At 28.3% G+C, this 22,980-nt stretch carries 25 protein-coding genes; 20 read left to right on the top strand and 5 right to left on the bottom strand.

Annotated features, from left to right (window positions below):
- Positions 1 to 7 precede the first annotated feature (7 nt).
- Entirely contained in the window at positions 8 to 418 is a 411-nt protein-coding gene (locus tag OLM55_RS07100; RefSeq protein WP_264558218.1) for a potassium channel family protein, read from the bottom strand.
- A gap of 109 nt (positions 419 to 527) precedes the next feature.
- Between OLM55_RS07100 and OLM55_RS07105 the strand changes: the two genes are divergently transcribed.
- Positions 528 to 1,115, top strand: a complete 588-nt coding sequence (locus OLM55_RS07105) for a glutathione peroxidase (RefSeq protein ID WP_264558219.1) — start codon at positions 528 to 530, stop codon at positions 1,113 to 1,115.
- Here OLM55_RS07105 and OLM55_RS07110 read toward each other — a convergent pair whose 3' ends face one another.
- Positions 1,116 to 1,613, bottom strand: a complete 498-nt coding sequence (locus OLM55_RS07110; protein ID WP_264558220.1) for a GNAT family N-acetyltransferase — start codon at positions 1,611 to 1,613, stop codon at positions 1,116 to 1,118.
- Positions 1,614 to 1,686: 73 nt separating this feature from the next.
- Between OLM55_RS07110 and menD the strand changes: the two genes are divergently transcribed.
- The 6 genes from menD (at position 1,687) to priA (ending at position 8,796) form a co-directional block, all read left to right on the top strand.
- Positions 1,687 to 3,339 carry a 2-succinyl-5-enolpyruvyl-6-hydroxy-3-cyclohexene-1-carboxylic-acid synthase gene (gene menD, locus OLM55_RS07115; protein ID WP_264558221.1) on the top strand — a complete coding sequence of 551 codons (1,653 nt, stop codon included), beginning with the start codon at positions 1,687 to 1,689 and terminating at the stop codon, positions 3,337 to 3,339.
- Positions 3,340 to 3,427: 88 nt separating this feature from the next.
- The gene (locus tag OLM55_RS07120) at positions 3,428 to 3,769 is read left to right on the top strand and encodes a DUF2853 family protein (protein WP_264558222.1); all 342 of its coding nucleotides are present in this window, start codon (positions 3,428 to 3,430) and stop codon (positions 3,767 to 3,769) included.
- A 115-nt stretch (positions 3,770 to 3,884) separates the two neighbouring features.
- On the top strand, positions 3,885 to 4,742 hold the full coding sequence (gene nadC / locus OLM55_RS07125) for a carboxylating nicotinate-nucleotide diphosphorylase (RefSeq protein WP_264558223.1): 858 nt from the start codon (positions 3,885 to 3,887) through the stop codon (positions 4,740 to 4,742).
- 3 nt (positions 4,743 to 4,745) lie between these two features.
- The gene (locus tag OLM55_RS07130; RefSeq protein ID WP_264558224.1) at positions 4,746 to 5,672 is read left to right on the top strand and encodes a YihY/virulence factor BrkB family protein; all 927 of its coding nucleotides are present in this window, start codon (positions 4,746 to 4,748) and stop codon (positions 5,670 to 5,672) included.
- A gap of 26 nt (positions 5,673 to 5,698) precedes the next feature.
- The gene (locus tag OLM55_RS07135) at positions 5,699 to 6,265 is read left to right on the top strand and encodes a chalcone isomerase family protein (RefSeq protein ID WP_264558225.1); all 567 of its coding nucleotides are present in this window, start codon (positions 5,699 to 5,701) and stop codon (positions 6,263 to 6,265) included.
- 80 nt (positions 6,266 to 6,345) lie between these two features.
- Positions 6,346 to 8,796 carry a primosomal protein N' gene (priA, locus tag OLM55_RS07140; RefSeq protein ID WP_264558226.1) on the top strand — a complete coding sequence of 817 codons (2,451 nt, stop codon included), beginning with the start codon at positions 6,346 to 6,348 and terminating at the stop codon, positions 8,794 to 8,796.
- Here priA and OLM55_RS07145 read toward each other — a convergent pair.
- Complete coding sequence (locus OLM55_RS07145) at positions 8,793 to 9,488, bottom strand: LytR/AlgR family response regulator transcription factor (RefSeq protein ID WP_264558227.1); 696 nt, start codon at positions 9,486 to 9,488, stop codon at positions 8,793 to 8,795. The genes priA and OLM55_RS07145 overlap by 4 nt on opposite strands.
- A gap of 150 nt (positions 9,489 to 9,638) precedes the next feature.
- On the opposite strand from OLM55_RS07145, the gene rpsF reads away from it, so the two are divergent.
- The 6 genes from rpsF to OLM55_RS07175 all read left to right on the top strand — a co-directional run bounded on the left by rpsF (position 9,639) and on the right by OLM55_RS07175 (position 14,084).
- Positions 9,639 to 9,980 (top strand): 30S ribosomal protein S6, encoded by a 342-nt coding sequence (gene rpsF / locus OLM55_RS07150; protein ID WP_264558228.1) that lies wholly within the window; start codon positions 9,639 to 9,641, stop codon positions 9,978 to 9,980.
- Positions 9,981 to 9,983: 3 nt separating this feature from the next.
- Positions 9,984 to 10,280, top strand: coding sequence for a 30S ribosomal protein S18 (rpsR, locus tag OLM55_RS07155; protein WP_264558229.1), 297 nt, complete (start codon positions 9,984 to 9,986; stop codon positions 10,278 to 10,280).
- 68 nt (positions 10,281 to 10,348) lie between these two features.
- Complete coding sequence (gene rplI, locus OLM55_RS07160; protein WP_264558230.1) at positions 10,349 to 10,792, top strand: 50S ribosomal protein L9; 444 nt, start codon at positions 10,349 to 10,351, stop codon at positions 10,790 to 10,792.
- A 124-nt stretch (positions 10,793 to 10,916) separates the two neighbouring features.
- Positions 10,917 to 11,390: a DUF6495 family protein gene (locus OLM55_RS07165; RefSeq protein WP_264558231.1), complete on the top strand. Its 474-nt coding sequence runs from the start codon at positions 10,917 to 10,919 to the stop codon at positions 11,388 to 11,390.
- A 14-nt stretch (positions 11,391 to 11,404) separates the two neighbouring features.
- Entirely contained in the window at positions 11,405 to 13,405 is a 2,001-nt protein-coding gene (gene ligA, locus OLM55_RS07170) for an NAD-dependent DNA ligase LigA (RefSeq protein ID WP_264558232.1), read from the top strand.
- Positions 13,398 to 14,084 carry a lysoplasmalogenase family protein gene (locus OLM55_RS07175; protein ID WP_264558233.1) on the top strand — a complete coding sequence of 229 codons (687 nt, stop codon included), beginning with the start codon at positions 13,398 to 13,400 and terminating at the stop codon, positions 14,082 to 14,084. Before ligA ends, OLM55_RS07175 begins: the two co-directional genes overlap by 8 nt.
- Before the next feature lie 690 nt (positions 14,085 to 14,774).
- On the opposite strand, the gene OLM55_RS07180 is transcribed toward OLM55_RS07175, so the two are convergent.
- Positions 14,775 to 15,689 carry a bifunctional metallophosphatase/5'-nucleotidase gene (locus OLM55_RS07180; protein WP_264558234.1) on the bottom strand — a complete coding sequence of 305 codons (915 nt, stop codon included), beginning with the start codon at positions 15,687 to 15,689 and terminating at the stop codon, positions 14,775 to 14,777.
- 10 nt (positions 15,690 to 15,699) lie between these two features.
- Positions 15,700 to 16,482 carry a 5'-nucleotidase C-terminal domain-containing protein gene (locus tag OLM55_RS07185; RefSeq protein WP_264558235.1) on the bottom strand — a complete coding sequence of 261 codons (783 nt, stop codon included), beginning with the start codon at positions 16,480 to 16,482 and terminating at the stop codon, positions 15,700 to 15,702.
- Between the two features lie 49 nt (positions 16,483 to 16,531).
- Here OLM55_RS07185 and OLM55_RS07190 point away from each other — a divergent pair, with 49 nt between their 5' ends.
- The 7 genes from OLM55_RS07190 (at position 16,532) to recN (ending at position 22,926) form a co-directional block, all read left to right on the top strand.
- Entirely contained in the window at positions 16,532 to 17,050 is a 519-nt protein-coding gene (locus OLM55_RS07190) for a DUF6913 domain-containing protein (protein WP_264558236.1), read from the top strand.
- 1 nt (position 17,051) lies between these two features.
- Positions 17,052 to 17,930, top strand: a complete 879-nt coding sequence (gene dapA / locus OLM55_RS07195) for a 4-hydroxy-tetrahydrodipicolinate synthase (RefSeq protein WP_264558237.1) — start codon at positions 17,052 to 17,054, stop codon at positions 17,928 to 17,930.
- A gap of 95 nt (positions 17,931 to 18,025) precedes the next feature.
- Positions 18,026 to 18,820, top strand: a complete 795-nt coding sequence (locus OLM55_RS07200) for an outer membrane protein assembly factor BamD (RefSeq protein ID WP_264558238.1) — start codon at positions 18,026 to 18,028, stop codon at positions 18,818 to 18,820.
- Positions 18,821 to 18,830: 10 nt separating this feature from the next.
- Entirely contained in the window at positions 18,831 to 19,145 is a 315-nt protein-coding gene (locus OLM55_RS07205; protein ID WP_264558239.1) for a DNA-directed RNA polymerase subunit omega, read from the top strand.
- A gap of 10 nt (positions 19,146 to 19,155) precedes the next feature.
- Positions 19,156 to 20,367, top strand: a complete 1,212-nt coding sequence (gene coaBC, locus OLM55_RS07210; RefSeq protein WP_264558240.1) for a bifunctional phosphopantothenoylcysteine decarboxylase/phosphopantothenate--cysteine ligase CoaBC — start codon at positions 19,156 to 19,158, stop codon at positions 20,365 to 20,367.
- Positions 20,357 to 21,250 (top strand): DUF4835 family protein, encoded by an 894-nt coding sequence (locus OLM55_RS07215; RefSeq protein ID WP_264558241.1) that lies wholly within the window; start codon positions 20,357 to 20,359, stop codon positions 21,248 to 21,250. Before coaBC ends, OLM55_RS07215 begins: the two co-directional genes overlap by 11 nt.
- 23 nt (positions 21,251 to 21,273) lie before the next feature.
- Positions 21,274 to 22,926, top strand: coding sequence for a DNA repair protein RecN (recN, locus tag OLM55_RS07220; RefSeq protein ID WP_264558242.1), 1,653 nt, complete (start codon positions 21,274 to 21,276; stop codon positions 22,924 to 22,926).
- Positions 22,927 to 22,980 lie beyond the last annotated feature (54 nt).

Raw genomic sequence — 22,980 nt, forward strand, 5'->3', positions numbered from 1 at the left:
AAGGAGCTTAATGCTCCTTTTTTTCTTCTATCATTTTTTCTATTTTTTTATCAATTCTAGCATTCAAATTATCTTCAGGTCTTTTAAATGCTCTATTTTTTAATATTTCTCTTTTTTCTTTATGCTTCATATAAGTGTAATGATGCTGAATGGTATTAATAAAACTTAAAATCATTCCAATGCCTATAACTATATACAAAACAGTAAAGAGCTTTCCTTCATCTGTTTGAGGAGAAAAATCACCATATCCAATTGTGGTTAGTGTAACTACAGAAAAATAGAAAGAATCAATATAGCCCCAGCCTTCTAAATGGTGATAAACAAAAGTTCCAGAGAAAATTATTAATATCGTGGTAATTAATAAATCTCTGTATTCGTCATCTTTTAAAAATGAAATTAAAGTTCTTAAGAAAAACATATTTATTACTTTGTTCTGGGCTAAATTAAATAATTTAATTGATATTTAAGAGTTGTTTAGTAGAATTTGAAATTCAAATGAGTTAACTTTGGGTAATAAATTATATAAAATGAAAAATATTTTTAGATTATTTGCATTTGCATTAACTATTATAGGTTGTAAGCAACAAGAGAGTTTAAATAAAAATTTAGTAACAAATAACAATACAATGGAAAGAGCTTCTATTCATCAATTTAAAGTACAAGATTTAGAAGGTAATGATTTTGATTTTAATTCTTTAAAAGGAAAAAAAATAATGGTTGTAAATACAGCTTCAAAATGTGGGTTAACTCCACAATATAAAGATTTACAAGCTATTTATGATAAGTATAAAGACGATAACTTTGTTATTATTGGTTTTCCAGCAAATGACTTTATGAGTCAGGAACCAGGAACAAATGATGAAATTGCCACTTTTTGTGAGCGTAATTATGGTGTAAGTTTTCCTATGATGAATAAAATTTCGGTTAAAGGAAAAGAAATGCATCCTGTGTATCAATTTTTAACTCAAAAAGCTAAAAATGGAGTTGCAGATAGTGAAGTAGAATGGAATTTTCAAAAATATCTTTTAAACGAAGAAGGTCAGTTAGATATGATCATTTCGCCAAGAACTTTACCTACAGATGAAAAAATTATCAATTGGATTGAAGGAAAATAATTATTTTAAAATCAATTGCATGAAAACAGAATCTAACCATCGGTCAAATTTATAGCCCGATTCTTTAATGATTCCAACGGTTTTGAATCCGTATTTTTCATGAAACTTCACGCTGTTTTCATTTTCCGAATCTATAACGGCAATCATAGTGTGAAGTTTTTGTTTTTTAGCTAATTGAATAAGTTTTTCCATGAGTAAATGACCTATTTTCATTCCTTGGAAATCCTTATTGACATAAACAGAATGTTCAACAGTATATTTGTAAGCTTCTCTAAAACGAAATTCACTATAATAGCCAAAACCAACTACTTTTTCATTTAAAACAGCAACAATTACAGGAAAGTTTTTATCTATTTTTTCTTTTAATATATCTGTTTGTTGTTCTAAAGTTCTTATGTTATAATCATACAAAGCAGTAGAATTTAAAATATTAAAATTGATGACTTCTAAAATAGCTTGAGCATCAGTTTCTTTATAAGGTCGAATAGAAATTTCCATTAATAACAATTTTGAGTTGTAAATGTATTAAAACCTTTGCAACTTTGTATCTTTACCACTTAGTAAATATAAAATGATTTATCCAGAAATTCCTTTAGCGCAAAGTGTCATAGAAATTTGTAAAGCTAAAGGCGTAGAACATATAATTATTTCACCAGGCTCAAGAAACGCTCCATTAACAATAGGATTTGCTAATAATCCAAACTTTAAGTGTTATAGCATTGTTGATGAACGATGTGCCGCTTTTTTTGCATTAGGAATTGCCCAACAAATTAATAAACCAGTTGCAGTTGTTTGTACTTCGGGTTCTGCTTTATTAAATTATTATCCGGCTGTAGCCGAAGCATTTTATAGTCAAATTCCACTTGTAGTAATCAGTGCAGATAGACCTCATGATAAAATTGATATTGGTGATGGGCAAACTATTCGTCAGGAAAATGTTTTTGCAAATCACATTTTATACAGTGCTAACTTGCAAGAAACTGCTTCTACTGAAAATGATATAAAAATCAATGAAGCTCTAAATATTTCGATGACTAATAAAGGTCCAGTTCATATTAATGTTCCTTTTGAAGAGCCTTTATATAGTACTGTAAATGAATTAAATGTTGTTCCTAATATCATTCCAATTGCAGAAAAAAAAATAAATTTTGATATAACTGAAGAATTTATTTCAAAATGGAATTCAGCTTCCAAAAAACTTATTTTAGTTGGAGAATTAAAACCCAATTCTATTGATAGTTTTGTAATTGAACAATTGGTAAAAGACGAATCGGTTGTTGTAATGACTGAAGCAACTTCAAACCTTCATAATGAAACATTTATTTCAAATATTGATGCAATAATTACTCCATTTACTACTGAAGATTTTGAGCATTTTAAGCCTCAAATCTTAGTTACTTTTGGCGGAATGGTAGTTTCTAAAAGAATAAAAGCATTTTTACGAAAATATCAACCTAACGAGCATTGGCATATTGATGAATTGAGAGCTTATGATACTTATGGTTGTTTGACAAATCATTTTAAAACAAATGCAAACGAGTTTTTTACTAAATTGTATTTGAAATGTAATTTAGTTTCGAGTTCTTACGCAAAAGAAATGTCTGATATAATAGCTTTACGAAAGTTAAAGCATAACGAATATCTTGCTACAGTTCCCTTTTCGGACTTTTGTGTTTTTGCATTAATTGCTAAAAAATTAAATGGAAATGTAAATTTGCAAATAAGCAACAGTTCGGCTATTCGCTACTTGCAATTATTCGAGTTAGATAAAAATATTGAAGTTTATTGCAATAGAGGAACAAGTGGAATTGATGGAAGTACATCAACAGCAGTTGGAGCCGCTACAACTTCAAAAAAAGCAACGATTTTAATTACAGGTGATATTAGCTTTTTTTACGATAGTAATGCTTTGTGGAATAAATACATTCCAGAGAATTTTAAAATCATCTTAATTAATAATTCTGGAGGTGGAATTTTTAGAATTTTACCCGGTCATAAAGAAGATAGAGTTTTTAATGAGTTTTTTGAAACATCACATAGTTTGAAAGCTAATCATTTGGCTGAAATGTTCGGTTTTAAATATTTCTCAGCTAATGAGAAAAATAATTTAAAAGAGTTGTTGAATGATTTTTTTAATTCAAACGAACAGCCTAGTTTATTAGAAATATGTACACCTGAAAAGTTAAACAACGAGGTTTTATTAAATTATTTTAAAAAACTATAATTTTTTAAAATAATATTAGCTTTTATGTTTTAGTAATTGCTAAAAAAATATTAAATTTGGGTAAATCTTAACACTAAAAACTATAATTATGAGTAAAAGAGACGATTTAATTGCAAAATATGCTGCTGATTTAAAAGATAAATGTGGTATGACTGCAAATATGGATTTATTAACTAAAGTAACTATTGGTTGTGGTCCATCTATTTATAATGCTGATGCTTCAACAGTTTCTGGTACTGATGAAAAAGAATTAGCAACTGTTAAGAATAATTTTTTAATTAAAAAATTAGGTTTAAAAGATAGTGCAGACTTAGATAAAGGTATTGATGCTGTTATTGAAAAATACGGACGTTCAAATAGAAATAAATATAGAGCAGTAGTTTACTACTTATTGACTTTACATTTCAAAAAAGAATCTGTTTATAAATAATAGATTATAAAAGTAATATGAACCCAGGCAATGCTTGGGTTTTTTTATGCCAAAATTGTACTATTATTTTTAAATTCTATTACTTATTGCTACTTTAGCAAAACAATTTTTTATTATGATTTCACAAGAACAATTTCAACAAGAAATAGATTTAATTATTGCAAATGCAATTAGAGAAGATGTAGGCGATGGCGACCATAGTTCATTAGCCTGTATTCCAATTGAAGCAGAAGGTAGTGCAAAATTATTAGTTAAAGATGAAGGTATTATTGCAGGAATTGATTTTGCAAAACAAGTATTTCATTATGTTGAGCCAACAATGAAAGTGGAAACATTCTTTAATGATGGAGATCTTGTGAAGTATGGAGATGTTGTTTTCCATGTTTACGGAACTTCTCAGGCCATTTTAAAAGCTGAAAGATTAGTTTTAAATGCAATGCAAAGAATGAGCGCTATTGCAACAAAAACCAAGAAATTTGTTGATTTATTAGAAGGAACGAAAACAAAAGTATTAGATACAAGAAAAACAACTCCAGGAATTAGAGCTCTAGAGAAATGGGCTGTAAAAATTGGAGGTGGAGAAAATCACCGTTTTGCTTTGTATGATATGGTAATGTTAAAAGACAATCATATCGATTTTGCGGGTGGAATTTCTAAAGCTATTTCAAAAACAAATGCTTATTTAAAGGAACATAATAAAGATTTAAAAATTATAGTAGAAGCTAGAAATATAGAGGAAGTGAAAGAAATATTGGCTTCTGAAAACGTGTATAGAATTTTACTAGATAATTTTGATTATGATACCACAAGAGAGGCTGTTGCTTTAATTGGAAATCAATGTTTAACGGAATCTTCTGGCAATATAAACGGAGAAACTATTCGTCAATATGCAGATTGTGGAGTTAACTTTATTTCATCTGGTGCTTTAACACATTCTGTTTATAATTTAGATTTAAGTTTAAAGGCAATTTAATATATGTCTGAAGAAATAGAAAGCAAGCTAAATAAAATCCCCGTTGTTAAACAATTGGTTTTTTTAACTAAGAAAGTATCATTGTCTTCTTTGCAGGGACTTTCTTTATATGATATTTTAGAACTATATGTTTTAGGAATTTTCAAAGGAGCTTTCTCATATAGAGCAAGTGCTATTGCTTTTAGCTTTTTTATGGCACTATTTCCGTTTGCATTATTTATCTTAAACTTAATTCCATATATTCCTATTGAAGGTTTTCAAGAAGATTTTTTATACTTTGTAGAGCAAGGTGTTCCGCCCACAACCTTTGATGCTATTCAGGTTATTCTTACAGATATTATGAGTAATAGTTATCAAAGTTTACTTTCTTCGGGTATAATTATTTCTATTTTGTTAATGACAAATGGCATTAATGCTATCCTTGGAGGATTTGAAATGTCAGCACATATAACTTTATCTAGAGGTTTTGTAAAACAATATTTAATTGCTTTAGCTATTTCATTAACTCTAACGGCTTTGTTGCTTATTACTGTTGCTGCAATTGTCGTTTTTGAGGTTTTTATTCAAAAAGTAAAGTCAACTGGTTTTATTTCAGATGATGTTTATTTAATTATTTGGGGAAGATATCTTTTTGTAGTCTTAATGATACTTATTGCTACATCAATTTTATATAAATTTGGTACGAGGGAGACAAAAGATGTTACATTTATTAGTTATGGAGCAGTTTTCACTACTCTTTTAATTATTCTATCTTCCTATTTATTTGGTGTTTATGTAGTGAAATTTTCAAAATATAATGAGTTGTATGGGTCAATTGGCACACTTCTTGTTTTAATGTTTTATATCTGGATAAATTGTATGGTTCTCTTATTAGGATTTGAAATAAATGCAACCATCACTAAATTAAAAAGAAAAAAATTATATATTTAACAAAAATTATTAAAAAAAGAACAATCATGAAAAAACAAATCTTAACATTATTATTAGTTGCTTTTACAGGAATTTTCTCTGCTAATGCACAACAAACAGTTTCTGGTGTAAAAATTGATTCAAAATTAACTGTCGAAGGTGAGTCTCTTGCGTTAAATGGAGCTGGTCTTAGAGAAAAAATGTGGATTGATTTATATGTTGGATCTTTGTATTTACCAACAAAAAGTTCAAATGCAAAAGACATTACAGATAGTAAAGGTGCTGGAGCAATAAAATTAGATATTGTTTCTGGAATGATAACTTCAGAAAAAATGATAGATGCTGTTAATGAAGGATTTGAAAACTCTACAAATAAAAACACAGCTCCTTTAAAAGCTAAAATTGATAAATTCAAAGGTTTTTTTAAAGAAGAAATTAAAAAAGGAGATACTTTTATTATTGCAAATATTCCTGGACAAGGCGTAGTGGTATTAAAAAACGGAGTTAAAAAAGGAACTATCGATGGTCATGACTTTAAAAAAGCGTTATTCGGTATTTGGTTAGGAACAAAACCTGCTGATAAAGATTTAAAAGACGGAATGTTAGGAAAGTAATTTTCTAATAACAGCATACAAAAAGCACTTTCAATTTGAAGGTGCTTTTTTTTTGTCTTTTTTCAAACTATCTTTGTTTTATGCAGTATTTCATAGAGACGGTTTTGCCTATTGCAGTCTCAAAAAATTTTACCTACCAAGTTTCTGAAGCTGAATTTGAATACATTCAAGTTGGGATGCGTGTTGCTGTTCCGTTTGGAAAAACTAAAATTTATACAGGTTTAGTATTAGGTAAAAACAATAATCCGCCTCAGTTATATGAAGCAAAAGAAATTCTTCAAATTTTAGACGAAAAACCAGTAGTGAACTCTTTTCAAATTGAACATTGGAAATGGATTGCAAATTACTACATGTGTTCGTTAGGCGAAGTATATAAGTGCGCATTTCCTTCTGGCTTTATAATCGAAAGTGAAACATTAATTAGTTTAAATAATGAAGCTGATTTAATTGAAATTGATTTAAAAGATGATGAATATTTAATCGTTGAAGCTTTAAAAATTCAATCGTCATTACGAATTAATGAGATTGTAAGTATTCTTAATAAGAAGAATATTTTTAATACGATAAACGCTTTAATTGCAAAAGGTGTAATCCTTTTACAAGAAGAAATCAAGGAGCAATATAAACCAAAGCAAACCAAATATATTCAATTACACGAAAACTACGATAATCAAGATAAATTATCGGAGTTATTAGAATCGTTAAGTAGGGCTAAAAAACAAAGGGAATTGGTCTTAAGTTTTTTTCAATTAAAAGCAACTACAAAAAAGCCAATTTCAGTAAAGTTATTGTTAGAAACTTCAAAAAGTTCAACTTCAATTATAAACTCACTTATTCAAAAACAAATCTTCGAAGATTATTATATTAATGAAGATAGAGTTGTGTTTAATAAGAATGAGAATGCAAACTTTACCTTGAGTGAGGCTCAACAAATTGCTTTAAATTCTATAAAAGATAATTTTCAAAATTTCGATGTTAATTTATTACACGGAGTTACGGCTTCGGGTAAAACCGAAATTTATATAAAGTTAATAGAAGAATATATTAAAGAAGATAAACAGGTTTTGTTTCTTCTGCCAGAAATTGCTTTAACCACACAATTGGTTCAACGATTAACCGATTATTTTGGAAATCAAGTAGCTGTTTTTCATTCGAAATATACAAATAATGAAAGGGTAGAAGTGTGGAATCATTTGATTGAAAAATCCGAAAAAGCAAAAATTATTATTGGAGTTCGAAGCGCTTTGTTTTTACCTTTTTCAAATTTAGGACTTATAATTGTTGATGAAGAGCACGAACAAACTTTTAAGCAACAAGATCCAGCACCAAGATATCATGCTAGAGATGCTGCTATAGTTTTAGCTCATCAGTTTAAGGCAAAAGTGCTGTTAGGAAGTGCAACTCCAAGTCTTGAAAGTTATTATAATTGTAAGTCTAATAAATACGGTTTAGTTCAACTGAAAAAACGATATGGAAATGTAGTTTTACCTGAAATTGAACTGATTGATTTAAAAGACAAATATTTTCGAAAGAAAATGACTGGACACTTTTCAGATGATTTAATAAAACAAATATCAGAAACTCTTGCAAATGGCGAACAAGTAATTCTTTTTCAAAATCGTAGAGGTTTTTCACCTTATGTAGAATGTAAAACCTGTGGTCATGTTTCGCATTGTCCAAGTTGCGATGTAAGTTTAACCTATTATAAGTTTAAAAATCAACTAAGATGCCATTACTGTGGTTATTCCATTGCCAATCCTACGCATTGTCATAGTTGTCATTCGGTTGAGTTGTCCACAAAAGGTTTTGGTACTGAGCAAATTGAATTAGAATTAAAACAACTTTTTCCAGATAAAAATATTGGTCGAATGGATCAAGATACAACTCGTGGAAAACATGGTTATGAAAAAATCATCAATGCTTTTAGAAATGAGGAAATTGATATTTTAGTTGGAACTCAAATGTTAGCAAAAGGTCTTCATTTTGATAAGGTAACCTTAGTTGGAATTTTAAATGCCGATAATTTATTGAATCAACCCAATTTTAGAGCTTACGAAAGAGCTTTTCAAATGATTGTTCAGGTTTCTGGTAGAGCAGGAAGAAAAGACTTGCCTGGAAAAGTAATGATTCAAACGTATAATCCTTTTCATAATACTTTGCAGCAAGTTTTAAGTAATAATTATGATGCTATGTATAAAGAGCAAATTTACGAACGAAAAAACTTTAAATATCCTCCATATGTGAGGTTGTTGAAACTTACGTTAAAGCATAGAGATTATGAAAAACTAAAAGAAGGTTCAATGTGGTTGTATAGTGTGTTGAATCAAAGTTTAAACATGACAGTACTTGGACCTGAGGAACCTGCGATTAGTAAAATTAGAAACGAGTTTATTAGAACTATTTTAATTAAAATTCCTACCACAGCGCATTTAGGCAATAGTAAGCAAAAAATTAATAAGATATTAATGAGTTTTGATGCAATTGCTCAATACAGGTCAATACGAGTTATTGTAAATGTTGATAATTATTAAAGTTTTTCAATTGCTTCAGAAATTACTTCTTTTTTATTTCTACTAATTGGTATTTTGGTTTTGCCAATTTCAGCAAATTTACTGTTGAATTTTTCAACTCTTTCTAAGTTTACAATATATGATTTATGTACTCTAATAAATTTACCTTCAGGTAATTCTTTTTCAAAAGCTTTCATCGTAGATAAAACTAAGTGACTGTCTTCATCGGTAATAACTTTAATATAATCGCCAAAAGCTTCAACCCATTTAATTTTTGAAGTATAAATTTTTAGTTTTTTAAGATTACTTTTAATAATAATGGTTTCTCCTTGGTCTTCGGGAGTTTCGTTTCTTAATTGGTGTAGTTCCAATGCTTTTTTAACAGCTTTTAAGAAGCGTTCTTTGGAGATTGGTTTTTGAAGAAAATCAGTAGCTTCATAATCAAAAGCCTTAACGGCATAATCAGCTTTAGAAGTAATGAAAACAATTTGGGGTTTTACTCTTAATCCATCTAACAAGTCAAAACCATTAATTAATGGCATTTCAATATCTAAAAAAATTAAATCAACAACATTGTTGTTGATAGCATTTTTAGCCTCAAGAGCATTTGCAAAATCTCCTACAAGGTTTAGATTAGTAGATTCGTTTACAAGTTTTGTAATTGTCATTCTTTGAATGGCGCTATCATCAACAACTATACAATTCAGCTTCATAAGATATTCTATTAGATGAGTTAAATGTATAGTAAAAAACTTAATAAAACAAGTTAAATATTTTAAATTTGAGAAATATTTAAAATAGGTTTTGTTAGTATAAATAATTTGTCTATTTTTGCACCCAATTTAACAATAAATAATCATATTATGAATCATTATGAAGCTGTTTTCATCTTGAATCCCGTTTTATCTGAAGTACAGGTAAAGGAAACAGTAAGTAAGTTTGAAGATTTTCTTACTTCTAGAGGAGCAAAGATGGTATCAAAAGAGGATTGGGGCTTAAAAAAATTAGCTTACGAAATCCAACACAAAAAAAGTGGTTTTTATCACTTATTTGAATTCCAAGCGCCAGCTGATATTATTATCGCTTTCGAAACTGAATTAAGACGTGAAGAGCGTATTATGCGTTTCTTAAATGTATCGTTAGATAAGCACGCTATTTCATGGGCAGAAAGAAGAAGAGAAAAATTAAAATCTAAATCAAACTAAGTTATGTCTACATTAGAGCAATCTGCAAAAGGAAAGAAAGACGGAGAGATTAGATATCTTACGCCATTAAATATTGAAACTAACAAACAAAAGAAATACTGTCGTTTTAAAAAATCAGGTATTAAATATATCGATTATAAAGATGCTGATTTCTTATTAAAGTTTGTAAACGAACAAGGTAAAATTTTACCAAGACGTTTAACAGGTACTTCATTAAAGTATCAAAGAAAAGTGTCTGTAGCTGTTAAAAGAGCACGTCACTTAGCTTTAATGCCATACGTGGCCGATTTATTAAAATAATAATTAAATAAAAGTTGTTGGTTTTCAATTTAATGAAACCTAACTTCTCATAATATAAGGACAACAACATGGAACTTATTTTAAAACAAGATGTACCTAATTTAGGATTTAAAGATGATGTAGTAACTGTTAAAAACGGTTATGGTCGTAACTATTTAATTCCTCAAGGTTTTGCTTCTTTAGCAACTCCTTCAGCTAAGAAAGTGTTAGCTGAGAACTTAAAACAAAAAGCACACAAAGAGCAAAAATTAGTTGACGATGCAAATAAAATTGCTGAATCATTAAAAGCTCTTGAAATTAAAATTGCTGTTAAAGCTGGTGGTGGAAAATTATTTGGTTCTGTAACTAATGCAAACATCGCAGAAGTTTTATCAAGTAATGGTCATGATATCGACAAGAAATTCATTTCAAGTGGAATCGTTAAGCGTGTTGGAAAATACAATGCTAACGTAAGATTACATAGAGATGTGATTGTTGAATTGGCTTATGAAATTGTTGCTGAACAAGCATAATTTAATTTCAAAAAATAATTGAAGCTCCGCACATTGCGGAGCTTTTTTTTTATATTTACACCATAAAATTGTATTGAAAAAGAAGTGATTTTACCTTAATTTACAATACATAAAGATATTTTACATGAAATATGCAAGATTAACGAAGGAACAATTAGAAGAATTACATCCCGAATTTATAAATTTCTTGGCAACTCAGTCAATTGATAAAAAAGAATGGGATGATTTAAAAAAGAATAAACCTTTAGTTGCAGAACAAGAAATAGATGTTTTTTCTGATATGATTTGGGATAAAGCATTAGATAATGTTAAGTATATTGATCATTTTTCTAAAAATTATATTTTCCTTTTTAAATGTATAGATAGCAATGTTTATTCATATGTCATTAACTCTACAGATTCTTCAACCGACTTTCTATCTGCGGAAGGAATCAATTGGTTAAGCGAGAATGTTTTTTCTGATTCAGTAGAAATTCAACAAGGAAAAAAAGATATTTCAGCAGGAAGAAATGAATCACTTTTTGAAATTATTAAAAAAGGTGGAATAATAAGTAAAGGTGAATTGTTTAGTAAGTTTGAAGCGTTACTAGCAAAATAAATAATTGTTTTTATATGAATACTTTAGAGTCAATTCTAGCACTGCGAAAAGAATTAGAACTACATAATTATAATTATTATGTTTTGGATAAACCAACTATTTCTGATTTTGAGTTTGATACTAAATTGAAAGAGTTGCAAGAATTAGAAGAGCAAAATCCACAATTTTTCGATGAAAATTCACCAACTCAACGTGTTGGAGGTGCTATTACTAAGAATTTTGAGACTACAAAACATAAATTCAGAATGTATTCTTTGGATAATTCCTATTCTAAAGAAGATTTATTGGATTGGGAAAAACGTTGTCAAAAAGTTCTTGGCGACGTTCATTTAGAATACGTTTGTGAGCTTAAATATGATGGGGCTTCTATAAGTATTACCTATGAAAATGGTGTTTTAAAAAAGGCAGTTACTAGAGGAGATGGTTTTCAAGGTGATGATGTAACGAATAATATTCGAACAATTAAATCGGTTCCTTTGAAATTAAAAGGGGATTATCCTGATTTTTTTGAAATTAGAGGTGAAATTGTCTTGCCTTTTGAAGGTTTTGAAAAAATGAATCAAGAGTTAATAGAAATTGGAGAAGCTCCCTATTCAAATCCACGAAATACAGCATCAGGAAGTTTAAAATTGCAAGATAGTGCTGAAGTTGCTAAACGGCCGTTAGAATGTTTATTATATACTATAATTACAGATGATAAAGTTGTAGATACTCAGTTTGAAGGATTAGAATTAGCAAGAAATCTTGGTTTTAAAGTGCCAGAGCAATCAAAACATGTTAAGAACATAGATGAAGTTTTTGAGTTTATAAACTATTGGGATACACACAGGCATAATTTACCTTATGAAACTGATGGTGTTGTAGTTAAAGTAAATGAAGTTTTTCAGCAAGAAGAGTTAGGTTATACAGCAAAATCTCCACGTTGGGCAATGGCTTATAAATTTAAAGCAGAACAAGTGAGTACTGTTTTAAACTCTATTTCATATCAAGTTGGAAGAACAGGGTCAATTACTCCTGTAGCTAATTTAGAGCCGGTACAATTAGCCGGTACAATCGTAAAACGTGCTTCATTGCATAATGCTGATCAAATTGAAAAATTAGACATTAGAATAAATGATACTGTTTTTGTTGAAAAAGGAGGTGAAATTATTCCAAAAATTATCTCGGTTGATTTAAGTAAGAGAAAACCTGATTCTGAAAAAATTAACTATATTACGCATTGTCCTGAGTGTCAAACAGAATTAGTTAGAACTGAAGGTGAAGCAAATCATTATTGCCCAAATTTTTATGGTTGTCCGCCACAAATTATTGGTAGAATTCAGCATTTTATTTCAAGAAAAGCAATGGATATTGATGGACTTGGAGGAGAAACTGTTGCTTTGTTGTTTAATGCAGGGTTGATTAATGATTATGCTGATTTATATGATTTAACGAAAGAACAAATACTTCCGTTAGAACGCATGGCTGAAAAATCTGCAGATAATTTAATAAAAGGTGTCGCTGATTCGAAGAAAATTCCGTTTGAAAGTGTTTTGTATGCTTTAGGAATTCGATATGTTGGAGAAACGGTTGCTAAAAAATTGGCTAAACATTATAAAAACATCGATGCTATTGCTCATGCAACGTTGTTAGATTTAATGCTTGTTGATGAAATTGGTGAAAAAATTGCACAAAGTGTTGTTGCTTTTTTTGAGAATAAAACAAATGTTCAAATTATTAACAGATTAAAAATTAAAGGAATACAACTTGAAATGAATGAAAAAAATAGTACATTTATTTCAAATGTATTGGAAAATAAAATTTTTGTAGTTTCTGGAGTGTTTGAATTATATTCTAGAGACGAATTGAAAAAAGCAATTGAAGATCATGGAGGTAAAGTAGGGAGCTCTATTTCTTCAAAAACAAATTATGTTATTGCAGGTGATAATATGGGGCCAGCAAAATTAGAAAAAGCAAATAAATTAGGAATAACAATTATAAATGAAAAAGAATTTAACAAACTAATTAATGATTAAAAAAAATCCTTCTATTGTTCTTTTTTGTATAGCTGGTATCTTATATTTTATTTCAGTTTTGATTAATAATGAATATTTAGCTTTATTAACCAAGCCAGTAATTATTCCTTCAATTTTTGTTTATTACTATATAGAATCAAAAGGGAGGTTAAATAATTTATTTGTACTTTCATTAGTCACTTTTTTTATTGGCGATATGCTTTATTTGATAAATATAGATGATTATTATGTTTTAGGTCTTTTTGTTTTTTTAACTCCTTATTTAATTGTCTTATTTTTTTTATTTAAGGATATTGTTAATTTTTTAAAAAGAAATAAAATCAATAAATCGGATTTATCTTTTATAATAATACTTTTTTTCTTAATATACCTAATGATTAGTATATTGAATGTATTGGATACCAGTTCTAATGTAGAATTTATTTACTTTTTATTATTTGGTATTGAATTGGTTTTTATGGGTGTTTTTGCAACCCTTTTGTATGTAAATGAAAATTCTAAAGTAAACTTTTATTTAATAATTGGTGTTTCTTTATTTATTGTTTCTGATATTTTTTTTATTTTAAATAAAAATCTATTTCCATTGATGATTTTTAAATTGGCAAATATTCTTTCTCAAATTATATCATATTATTTTTATACTCGATATTTTATTGAAAGACAAAAACAATTAAAGTAATTAATATGAAAAAGATTAGTCCATCATTAATTCTTCATTTTTTATCATATATTCTTTATTTATTTTTTTTTAGAATAATAGAGGATAAAGAAACTATTTTGTTTTTTAAACCTATCATTTTAACGTCAATAACTTATCACTACGTGGCGGAATCAAAGGTAAAAAAAAGTCCTTTGCATTTTTATATTATAGGGCTTTTATTTATTAGTGATAATATAAATTTATTTGGAGAAAACTTCTTTCATGAGCTTTCAATAGCAATGTATCTTATAATATTGTTTATTTTACTATATTTAATTGTAAAGGATTCTAAGCTTTTAATAAAAGGAACTCCTTATGATAAATACTTTGGAGTAATAATTACGATTTTAGTTTTATTGTTTATTTTAACAAAAATAACATCCACTTTTCTCTTTAAAACTAAATTTCACCACTATTATTTATTTCTAAATTATGTAGTGGTACTGTTAAGTGTTTTAATATTAAGTTTTTATAATCTTTTTAAAAGAAAAACTATAAGTAGTAAATTTTTAGTTGCTACTTTAATGTGTTTGTTTATTTCAGATTTTTTTGCAGTAATTAACGCATATTACTTTCAATTTAAACCATTAGTTTACTTGAGTTGTTTGTTTGAATTACCAATGTACTATTTTTTAATAAATTACTTTGTAAACAGAGATTTAGAAAAAATTAAACAATAATATTTTTTGTTAAAGAATCATATTTTTTATCATTAGACAAATAAAAGTCAATACGACCTAAATTTATTCCGTAGCAGCCAACTTGGTTTACTAAAACAGGTTTGTTTTCTGCGTTTTGTTCAATTATCGGTTTGTCTAGGAAAGTATGTGTATGTCCTCCAATAATTAAATCGATGTCTTTGGTTTTTTGGGCTAGAATTATATCACAAACTTTATTTGGTTCGTTTTTGTATTTAAAACCAAGATGAGAAAGGCAGATAACTAAATCGCATTTCTCTTTTTCTTTAAGAGTTTTTGTAATGTCTTTTGCAACCTCAATAGGATCATTATAAACGGTTTCTTTGTATAACTTTTTGTCCACTAAACCATCAAGTTCTACACCAAGTCCAAATATCCCAATTTTTACACCATCTCTTTTAAAAACTTTATAAGGTTTTACAATATCGTTTAAGATAGTATTTTTAAAATCGTAATTAGCTGATACAAAATCAAATTTTGCATGTGGTAATTGTGCGTAAAATCCTTCAATGCCATTGTCAAAATCATGATTTCCCATTGTTGCTAAATCATAATTCATCATGCTCATAAGTTTGAATTCTAATTCGCCACCATAATAATTAAAATAGGGAGTTCCTTGAAAAATGTCTCCAGCATCTAATAGTAAAACATTTGGTTCTTCGCGTCTAATTTTTTCAACTAAAGTGGCTCTTTTAGCAACTCCTCCTTGATTTGCGTTTTTTGGATGATCTGCAGGAAAAGGGTCTATATGGCTATGAACATCATTTGTGTGTAAGATGGTGATCTTAGTTTCTTTAATCGCATTAAAACTACTTAAAGACAAACCTCCAATTGATAATAAAGCCGAACTTGCAACTGTTTTTTGTATAAAATCTCTTCTTTTCATTTCTTTAGCTTTACTCAGTTATAACATGTTTTGTTGTAATATTTGGAAGTGTATCTATTTTCTTAAAATAATCAATAAATAAGTTTCTTAACTTATAGTCTAAATCATATTTTAAAGCACTGTTTTTGAAAAAAATCATGTTATCACCTCCATTTGCAAGATAATCTGAAGTAGCAACATAATATATTTTGTTTTCGTCAAGCGGTATATTGTTTATTTTAATAGAAAGTACTTTGGAATAATCATCATTCGTTTTAATTACAATCCCTTCAAGTGGGTGGGGTTTCTTCTCAATTAAAACATAGTTTGCTAATTCTAAAACCTCTTTTCCGGTTAAACCAACAACCATAATGCTGTTTTCAAAGGGCATAATTTCATAGGCAGTTCTAGAAGTTACATTTCCAGCAGGAATAATTGCGCGAATTCCGCCATGATTTAACATGCAAAAATCTATTGTTTTGTTTTCTCTTTTTTGGAAAATAGGTCTAGATAAATCTAATGCTGTAGTAGCAAAAAAATTTCCAATATTTGTTTCCCATTGTCCTTTACTTTTGTCTTGAGTGATGGGGTTATAAGCCAGTATGCTATCTAAGTCTTTATTAATGTGTGTTTTATATGGATTTATGAATTTTTGAATTTGTTCATCAAGTGGAATACTATCGGATACATTTAAAAGTACAGCAGAAGTGTGGTAATTGTTGTATTTTTTAGAAGAACATGCAAAAAGCATCGATAATGTTAATAATATAACAAAATTGTATAAACATAATTTTATCTTTTTTACTTTTACCATACCTTAAATAGGTTTAAATTTTTACTTTTGTTGAATACGTAAAATTACTATGTTTTCTAAAATAATTAAGGATTTTTTTCTTAAAAAAATTATTTCTTCTAAGTTGACTAGTGCTGACTTAGACGTTTCTATTAATAAAATTCATACAGTAGGTGTTATTATAGATGAGTCTTATTTTTCAAACATTGATTCTCTTAAAAAAGAAATCGAACAATATGGAGTTGAACAAAAAAATATCAAAATTCTTCTTTTTAAGAAGAAAGTTTCTAAAAAAGAGGTAGTTAAAGAACTTTTTTTTACAAGAAACGACATGAAAATTAATGGAGAAATTAGTAAAAATGAGGTCAATGTCTTTTTAGATCAACCCTTTGATTTATTAATTAACTATTATGAAGTTGAAAGACCTTCATTGTTACTTGTTTCAAAAGCATCAAAAGCTCATTTTAAAGTTGGTTTTTCAACTATCGATAAAAGGGTAAACCATTTTATGATTAATACAAGCGTAAGTCAATATAAAGAATTTATTTCCGAATTATTTAAATACCTTAAAATACTAAATAAACTATAATATGAACAAATTTATAGGAACAGGAGTTGCACTTGTAACTCCATTTAAAAAAGATTTTTCTGTTGATACAGAAGCATTAATAAGAATTGTTAATCACGTAATTAACGGCGGTGTAGAATATTTAGTAGTTTTAGGGACTACAGCTGAGTCTGCTACGCTTTCAAGTGATGAAAAGCAATTAGTGATTGATACAATTGTTAAAGCTAATGATAAAAGATTGCCTTTAGTTCTTGGTGTTGGAGGTAATAATACTGCTAAAGTAGTTGAAGAATTAAATACAAGAGACTTATCAAGTTTTGATGCTATTTTGTCAGTTTCTCCATATTATAACAAACCTACGCAAGAAGGAATTTATCAGCATTTTAAAGCAATTTCTGAAGCTTCGCCATTACCAATTATATTGTATAATGTTCCAGGAAGAACGGCAAGTAATATGTTGCCTTCAACTGTTGTAAGATTAGCAAAGGATTTTGATAACATTATTGCAATTAAAGAAGCGGCTGGAGATATTGTTCAAGCAATGAGATTAATTCAAACAGCACCAAAAGATTTCTTAGTAATTTCTGGGGACGATATGATTACCTTACCTATGGTCTTGGCTGGAGGAGCAGGAGTTATATCGGTTATTGGAGAAGGTTTTCCAAAAGAATTTTCCGAAATGGTACGTTTAGGGTTAAATAGAAAAGTAGATGAAGCTTATAAATTACATTACTTATTAGCAGATTCAATTGATATGATTTTTGAACAAGGTAACCCTGGCGGAATTAAAGAAGTATTTAAATCATTGGGTTTGTCTGAAAACACAGTAAGATTGCCGCTTGTAAATGTAAATGAAGATTTAGCTTCTAGAATCAATAAATTCACAAATAGTTTAAGTTAAAAAAAATATTTTTTTAGAAGATAAATAATAACTAAATTTGCAGTTGCTTTTTTAGGGGTTGTTTTAACTGAATATAAAGCATAAAATAACAATCAATGAATAAATTTTTAGGATTTCTTTTATTAGTATTAAGTATTGTATCTTGTAGTCCATATCAAAAAGCTTTAAAAAGCGACGATGTTTCTGTAAAGAGTGAGATGGCAAATACAATGTATGAAAAAGGAAAATATACAAAAGCAATAAGACTATACGAACAAGTTGCTCCAGTTTATAGAGGTAAACCTCAAGCAGAGCGTATGTTCTATTTGTATTCTAAAGCATTATATGATTCTAAACAATATTATTTAGCTGGATATCAGTTAGAAAATTTTGTTGCAACTTACCCTAAAAGTGAAAAAAGAGAAGAAACAGCATTTTTAGGAGCGGAATGTTTTTATAAATTATCACCTGTATATAGTTTAGATCAAACAGATTCTGAAAAAGCTATTAGTAAAATGCAAAAGTTTATAGATACTTATCCAAGCTCTGAATATTTACCACAAGCTAATGCTTATGTTAAAGAATTAAGAGAGAAGATGGAAATGAAAGCTTTTGAAATTGCAAAACAATATAATACTATTTCAGATTATAAAGGAGCATTAAAAGCATTAGAATTATTTATTGCAGATTATCCTGGAACACCATATAAAGAGCAAGCATTATTTTATAGATTAGATTCTGCTTATAAACTTGCAATTAATAGTGTTGAATATAAAAAGGAAGAAAGATTAAATTATGCAAAGACAACCTTTAATAGTTTAATAAAATTTAATAGCGCTACAGAGTTTAAAGCGGAGGCAGATGAAATGGCTGCAAGTATTGACAAAGAGTTACAACAATTTTCTAAATAAGACTTAAATCATGGATTTAAAAAAGACAAATGCTTCAGTAAACACAATTACATATGATAAAAATGTAATTGAAGCTCCAACAGGAAACATTTATGAAGCGATTACAATCATGGCAAAAAGAGCAGGACAAATTAACACTGAAATTAAAAAAGAGTTAATTGAAAAGTTGGAAGAATTTGCTACATATAATGATAGTTTAGAGGAAATTTTTGAAAATAAAGAACAAATTGAAGTTTCTAAATTTTACGAAAAATTACCAAAGCCACACGCATTAGCGGTACAAGAGTGGTTAGAAGAAAAAATCTATTATAGAGATACAAAATAATACAAAAACTATGTCTGTACTAAGCGGTAAAAAAATCTTACTAGGAATTTCTGGTGGTATCGCTGCTTATAAAACAGCACATCTTGTTAGACTATTTATAAAAGCAGGTGCACATATCCAAGTGATAATGACACCTGCTTCTAAGGATTTTATAACTCCATTAACTTTGTCAACTCTTTCTAAAAATCAGGTATATTCAGATTTTTTTAATGAAGACGATAAAGAAGCAATGTGGAATAATCATGTAGATTTAGCTCTTTGGGCTGATTTATTTATTATTGCACCTGCCACTGCAAATACCATGTCTAAAATGGCAAATGGTAATTGCGATAATCTTTTGATTGCCACTTATTTATCTGCTAAATGTCCGGTTTACTTTGCACCTGCAATGGATTTGGATATGTACAAGCACCCTTCAACCTTATCAAGTTTTTCTAAATTAAAACAATTTGGAAATACTATTATCCCAGCTGAAAGCGGCGAACTAGCAAGTGGTTTGTCTGGTGAAGGTAGAATGGCTGAGCCAGAAAATATAGTTTCATTTTTAGAAAATGATTTATTGTCAAAATTACCTCTAAAAGGAAAAAAAATATTAATTACAGCAGGCCCAACATACGAAGCAATAGATCCTGTACGTTTTATAGGAAATCATTCTTCTGGTAAAATGGGTTACGATATAGCTGAAGAAGCCGCTAATAAAGGAGCGGAAGTCATTTTAGTTTCTGGACCAAGTAATCAAGTTTTAAAGGACAATTCTATTCAATTAATAAAAGTAGTTTCAGCTCAAGAAATGTACGATGCATGCCATGCTAATTTTGAAAATGTAGATGTGGCTATTGCTGCTGCGGCTGTTGCTGATTACCGACCTAAAAATGTTGCTTCTCAAAAAATTAAAAAGCAAGAAACTAATTTAACAATTGAATTAGAGAAAACTCAAGATATTTTAGCTACTTTAGGTGAGAAGAAGAGAAATCAATTTTTAATAGGTTTTGCATTAGAAACGGAAAATGAGATTGAGAATGCAATAGGTAAGATTAAAAAGAAAAATTTAGATTTAATTGTCTTAAATTCATTAAACGATAAAGGTGCTGGTTTTGGCCATTCTACTAATAAAGTAACTTTTATTGATAAAAATTTTAAGGAATTGCCAATGGATTTAAAGTCTAAAGAAGCTGTTGCTCAAGATATTGTTAACATAATTATTAAACATTATGAAAAGTAGAGTTGTATTTGTATTATTAGCTTTTATTAGTTTTCAATCTTTGTTTTCGCAAGAGTTAAACGCAACTGTATCTATTAATTATGATAGAATGACAGATGTAAATCCTCAAATATTTAAAAATTTAGAAAAACAACTTATAGAGTTTTTAAATACAACAAAATGGACTGCTAAAGAATACAAGCAAAATGAAAAAATTACTTGTAACTTTTTTATAAATATTGCTAAGTATAATTCTAATAATTTTGAGTCTACTTTACAAATTCAGTCTTCTAGACCTATTTTTAATTCAACTTACGAATCACCTATATTGAATATAAATGATAAAGATTTTAATTTTCGATACATTGAATTTGAACAATTAATTTATGACCAAAACAGTTATACCTCTAATTTAATATCTGTTTTAGCATTTTATTCAAACATGATAATTGGTTTAGATAAAGATTCCTTTGAAGATTTAGGAGGAACAAAACAATTAGAAATAGCTTCTAATATTGTGAATATTGCCCAATCTAGCGGGTATAAAGGATGGAATCAATCAGATGGCGGAAATTCTAATCGTTATTTCTTAATTTCTGATTTACTTTCAAATACATTTCAACCCTACAGAAAATCATTGTATCAATACCATTTTGAAGGCTTAGACTTAATGGCAGATAATTTGTCAAAAGGAAAAGACGGAGTTGCCGTTTCAATTGAAACAATTGCTAAAATTCAAAAAAGCAGACCAAATGCTTTATTAACTAGAACTTTTTTTGATGCTAAAGCAGATGAAATTGTAAGTATTTTCTCTGGCGGACCAGCTACAAATAATGCGCAGTTAATTGAAACACTAAATAGAATTTCACCATTGAATTCTGTAAAATGGAACAAGATTAATTAATTTGTTTTCAATCTATTTTTCAAATGCTTTTATCGTTAACTATAAAAAACTATGCCTTAATAGAATCGTTAGAAATTGATTTTTCTGACAATTTTTCTATTATTACAGGTGAAACAGGAGCAGGTAAATCAATTCTTCTTGGAGCTTTAGGTTTAGTTTTGGGAAATCGAGCTGATTTATCAGTTTTAAAAGATAATGAGCAAAAATGTATTATTGAAGCTCATTTTCTATTGAAAAATTATAATCTTCAAAACTTTTTTATTGAAAACGATTTAGATTATGAAGACAATTCAATCATTCGAAGAGAAATTTTACCTTCTGGTAAATCAAGAGCTTTTATTAATGATAGTCCGGTTAATTTAAATGTTCTTCAAGAACTTTCAAATTTTTTAATTGACATTCATTCGCAACATCAAACAAGAGAAATTCTAAATGAAGAATACCAATTAGAAATCGTTGATGCAATAGCGAATAACGCCGAAATAATTGTTCATTATACTAAAGAATTAAAACAATTTAATTCTATAAAAAAACAATTAAATCAGTTTAAAGCAGAAAAAGAAAATCTTTCAAAAGAACAAGAATACAATACTTTTTTGTTGAATGAATTATTGTTGGCTAATTTAAAAGAAGGTGAACAAGAATTGCTTGAAGAAGAATTAGAGCAACTTTCAAATGTTGAATTCATTAGTGAAAGCTTAGATAAAGCATTACAGATTTCAAATGACGAGCAAATCGGAATTTCAGTTCATCTAAATGAAGTAAAACAATCTTTGCAAAAAATTGCAGGTTTATCTAAAAATTATGCAGATGTTTCTGAAAGAATAAATAGCATTCAAATTGAATTTCAAGATATTATAAATGAATGTTCTTCTTTTTCTGAAAAAGTGATTAATAACCCAGAACGATTAGAAGAAGTAAATACTAAATTACAATCTATTTATACGTTGCAGAAAAAACATCAAGTCAATTCTGTTGAAGAGTTAATTGAAATTCGAGAAGAATTAGATGCTAAGGTTGTAAAAGTAGATGATTTAGATTTTCAAATTAATAAATTGGAGACTGAAGTTGCTGATGCTCAAAACAGAGTTGATGCATTTGCCAATCAATTATTTGATAGAAGAGTTAAAAGCATAGGAAACTTATCAACTCAAATTGAAACAATATTGAGTAGTTTAGGAATGCCCGATGCTCAAATTCAGTTTAAAATTACGGCTACCGATTCTTATTTTAAATCAGGAAAAGATACAATTGAGACTTTATTTACTTCAAATAAAGGAATGCAGTTAGGAATGCTTAAAAAAGTAGCTTCTGGTGGAGAAATGTCTCGAATTATGTTGGCTATAAAAGCCGTTATGGCAAATTACACCAAACTTCCATCAATTATTTTTGACGAAATTGATACTGGAGTCTCAGGTGAAATTGCCATTAAAATTGGTGAAATTATGAAGGAAATGAGTAAAAACATGCAAGTTTTTGCCATTACGCATTTACCACAAATTGCAGCAAAAGGAACTCAACATTATAAAGTGTATAAGTTTACAGAAAACGAAACAACAGTTTCTGAGTTAAAATTGCTTACGCAAGAAGAAAGAATAAAAGAAATTGCCGAAATGTTATCTGGAAAATCAATTTCCGATTCGGCTTTAAATCACGCAAAAGCACTATTAAACTAATTTTTTTTAATAGTTTTGTAAATCAAACAAACTAATAACAAATTCAACTAATTA

Origin of the sequence: Flavobacterium sp. N2270 (genome assembly GCF_025947225.1) — a bacterium.
Classification (GTDB): domain Bacteria; phylum Bacteroidota; class Bacteroidia; order Flavobacteriales; family Flavobacteriaceae; genus Flavobacterium.

Excerpts from the sequence above, each read along its gene's own strand:
- rpsF (WP_264558228.1), top strand. The coding sequence starts at position 9,639 with ATGAATCATTATGAAGCTGTTTTCATCTTGAATCCCGTTTTATCTGAA.
- OLM55_RS07190 (WP_264558236.1), top strand. The coding sequence starts at position 16,532 with ATGTTTTCTAAAATAATTAAGGATTTTTTTCTTAAAAAAATTATTTCT.
- rplI (WP_264558230.1), top strand. The coding sequence starts at position 10,349 with ATGGAACTTATTTTAAAACAAGATGTACCTAATTTAGGATTTAAAGAT.
- OLM55_RS07130 (WP_264558224.1), top strand. The coding sequence starts at position 4,746 with ATGTCTGAAGAAATAGAAAGCAAGCTAAATAAAATCCCCGTTGTTAAA.
- OLM55_RS07105 (WP_264558219.1), top strand. The coding sequence starts at position 528 with ATGAAAAATATTTTTAGATTATTTGCATTTGCATTAACTATTATAGGT.
- OLM55_RS07145 (WP_264558227.1), bottom strand. The coding sequence starts at position 9,488 with ATGAAGCTGAATTGTATAGTTGTTGATGATAGCGCCATTCAAAGAATG.
- nadC (WP_264558223.1), top strand. The coding sequence starts at position 3,885 with ATGATTTCACAAGAACAATTTCAACAAGAAATAGATTTAATTATTGCA.
- OLM55_RS07135 (WP_264558225.1), top strand. The coding sequence starts at position 5,699 with ATGAAAAAACAAATCTTAACATTATTATTAGTTGCTTTTACAGGAATT.
- OLM55_RS07205 (WP_264558239.1), top strand. The coding sequence starts at position 18,831 with ATGGATTTAAAAAAGACAAATGCTTCAGTAAACACAATTACATATGAT.
- rpsR (WP_264558229.1), top strand. The coding sequence starts at position 9,984 with ATGTCTACATTAGAGCAATCTGCAAAAGGAAAGAAAGACGGAGAGATT.
- recN (WP_264558242.1), top strand. The coding sequence starts at position 21,274 with ATGCTTTTATCGTTAACTATAAAAAACTATGCCTTAATAGAATCGTTA.
- coaBC (WP_264558240.1), top strand. The coding sequence starts at position 19,156 with ATGTCTGTACTAAGCGGTAAAAAAATCTTACTAGGAATTTCTGGTGGT.
- dapA (WP_264558237.1), top strand. The coding sequence starts at position 17,052 with ATGAACAAATTTATAGGAACAGGAGTTGCACTTGTAACTCCATTTAAA.
- ligA (WP_264558232.1), top strand. The coding sequence starts at position 11,405 with ATGAATACTTTAGAGTCAATTCTAGCACTGCGAAAAGAATTAGAACTA.
- OLM55_RS07200 (WP_264558238.1), top strand. The coding sequence starts at position 18,026 with ATGAATAAATTTTTAGGATTTCTTTTATTAGTATTAAGTATTGTATCT.
- OLM55_RS07180 (WP_264558234.1), bottom strand. The coding sequence starts at position 15,689 with ATGAAAAGAAGAGATTTTATACAAAAAACAGTTGCAAGTTCGGCTTTA.
- OLM55_RS07215 (WP_264558241.1), top strand. The coding sequence starts at position 20,357 with ATGAAAAGTAGAGTTGTATTTGTATTATTAGCTTTTATTAGTTTTCAA.
- priA (WP_264558226.1), top strand. The coding sequence starts at position 6,346 with ATGCAGTATTTCATAGAGACGGTTTTGCCTATTGCAGTCTCAAAAAAT.
- OLM55_RS07100 (WP_264558218.1), bottom strand. The coding sequence starts at position 418 with ATGTTTTTCTTAAGAACTTTAATTTCATTTTTAAAAGATGACGAATAC.
- OLM55_RS07175 (WP_264558233.1), top strand. The coding sequence starts at position 13,398 with ATGATTAAAAAAAATCCTTCTATTGTTCTTTTTTGTATAGCTGGTATC.
- menD (WP_264558221.1), top strand. The coding sequence starts at position 1,687 with ATGATTTATCCAGAAATTCCTTTAGCGCAAAGTGTCATAGAAATTTGT.
- OLM55_RS07165 (WP_264558231.1), top strand. The coding sequence starts at position 10,917 with ATGAAATATGCAAGATTAACGAAGGAACAATTAGAAGAATTACATCCC.
- OLM55_RS07110 (WP_264558220.1), bottom strand. The coding sequence starts at position 1,613 with ATGGAAATTTCTATTCGACCTTATAAAGAAACTGATGCTCAAGCTATT.
- OLM55_RS07185 (WP_264558235.1), bottom strand. The coding sequence starts at position 16,482 with ATGGTAAAAGTAAAAAAGATAAAATTATGTTTATACAATTTTGTTATA.
- OLM55_RS07120 (WP_264558222.1), top strand. The coding sequence starts at position 3,428 with ATGAGTAAAAGAGACGATTTAATTGCAAAATATGCTGCTGATTTAAAA.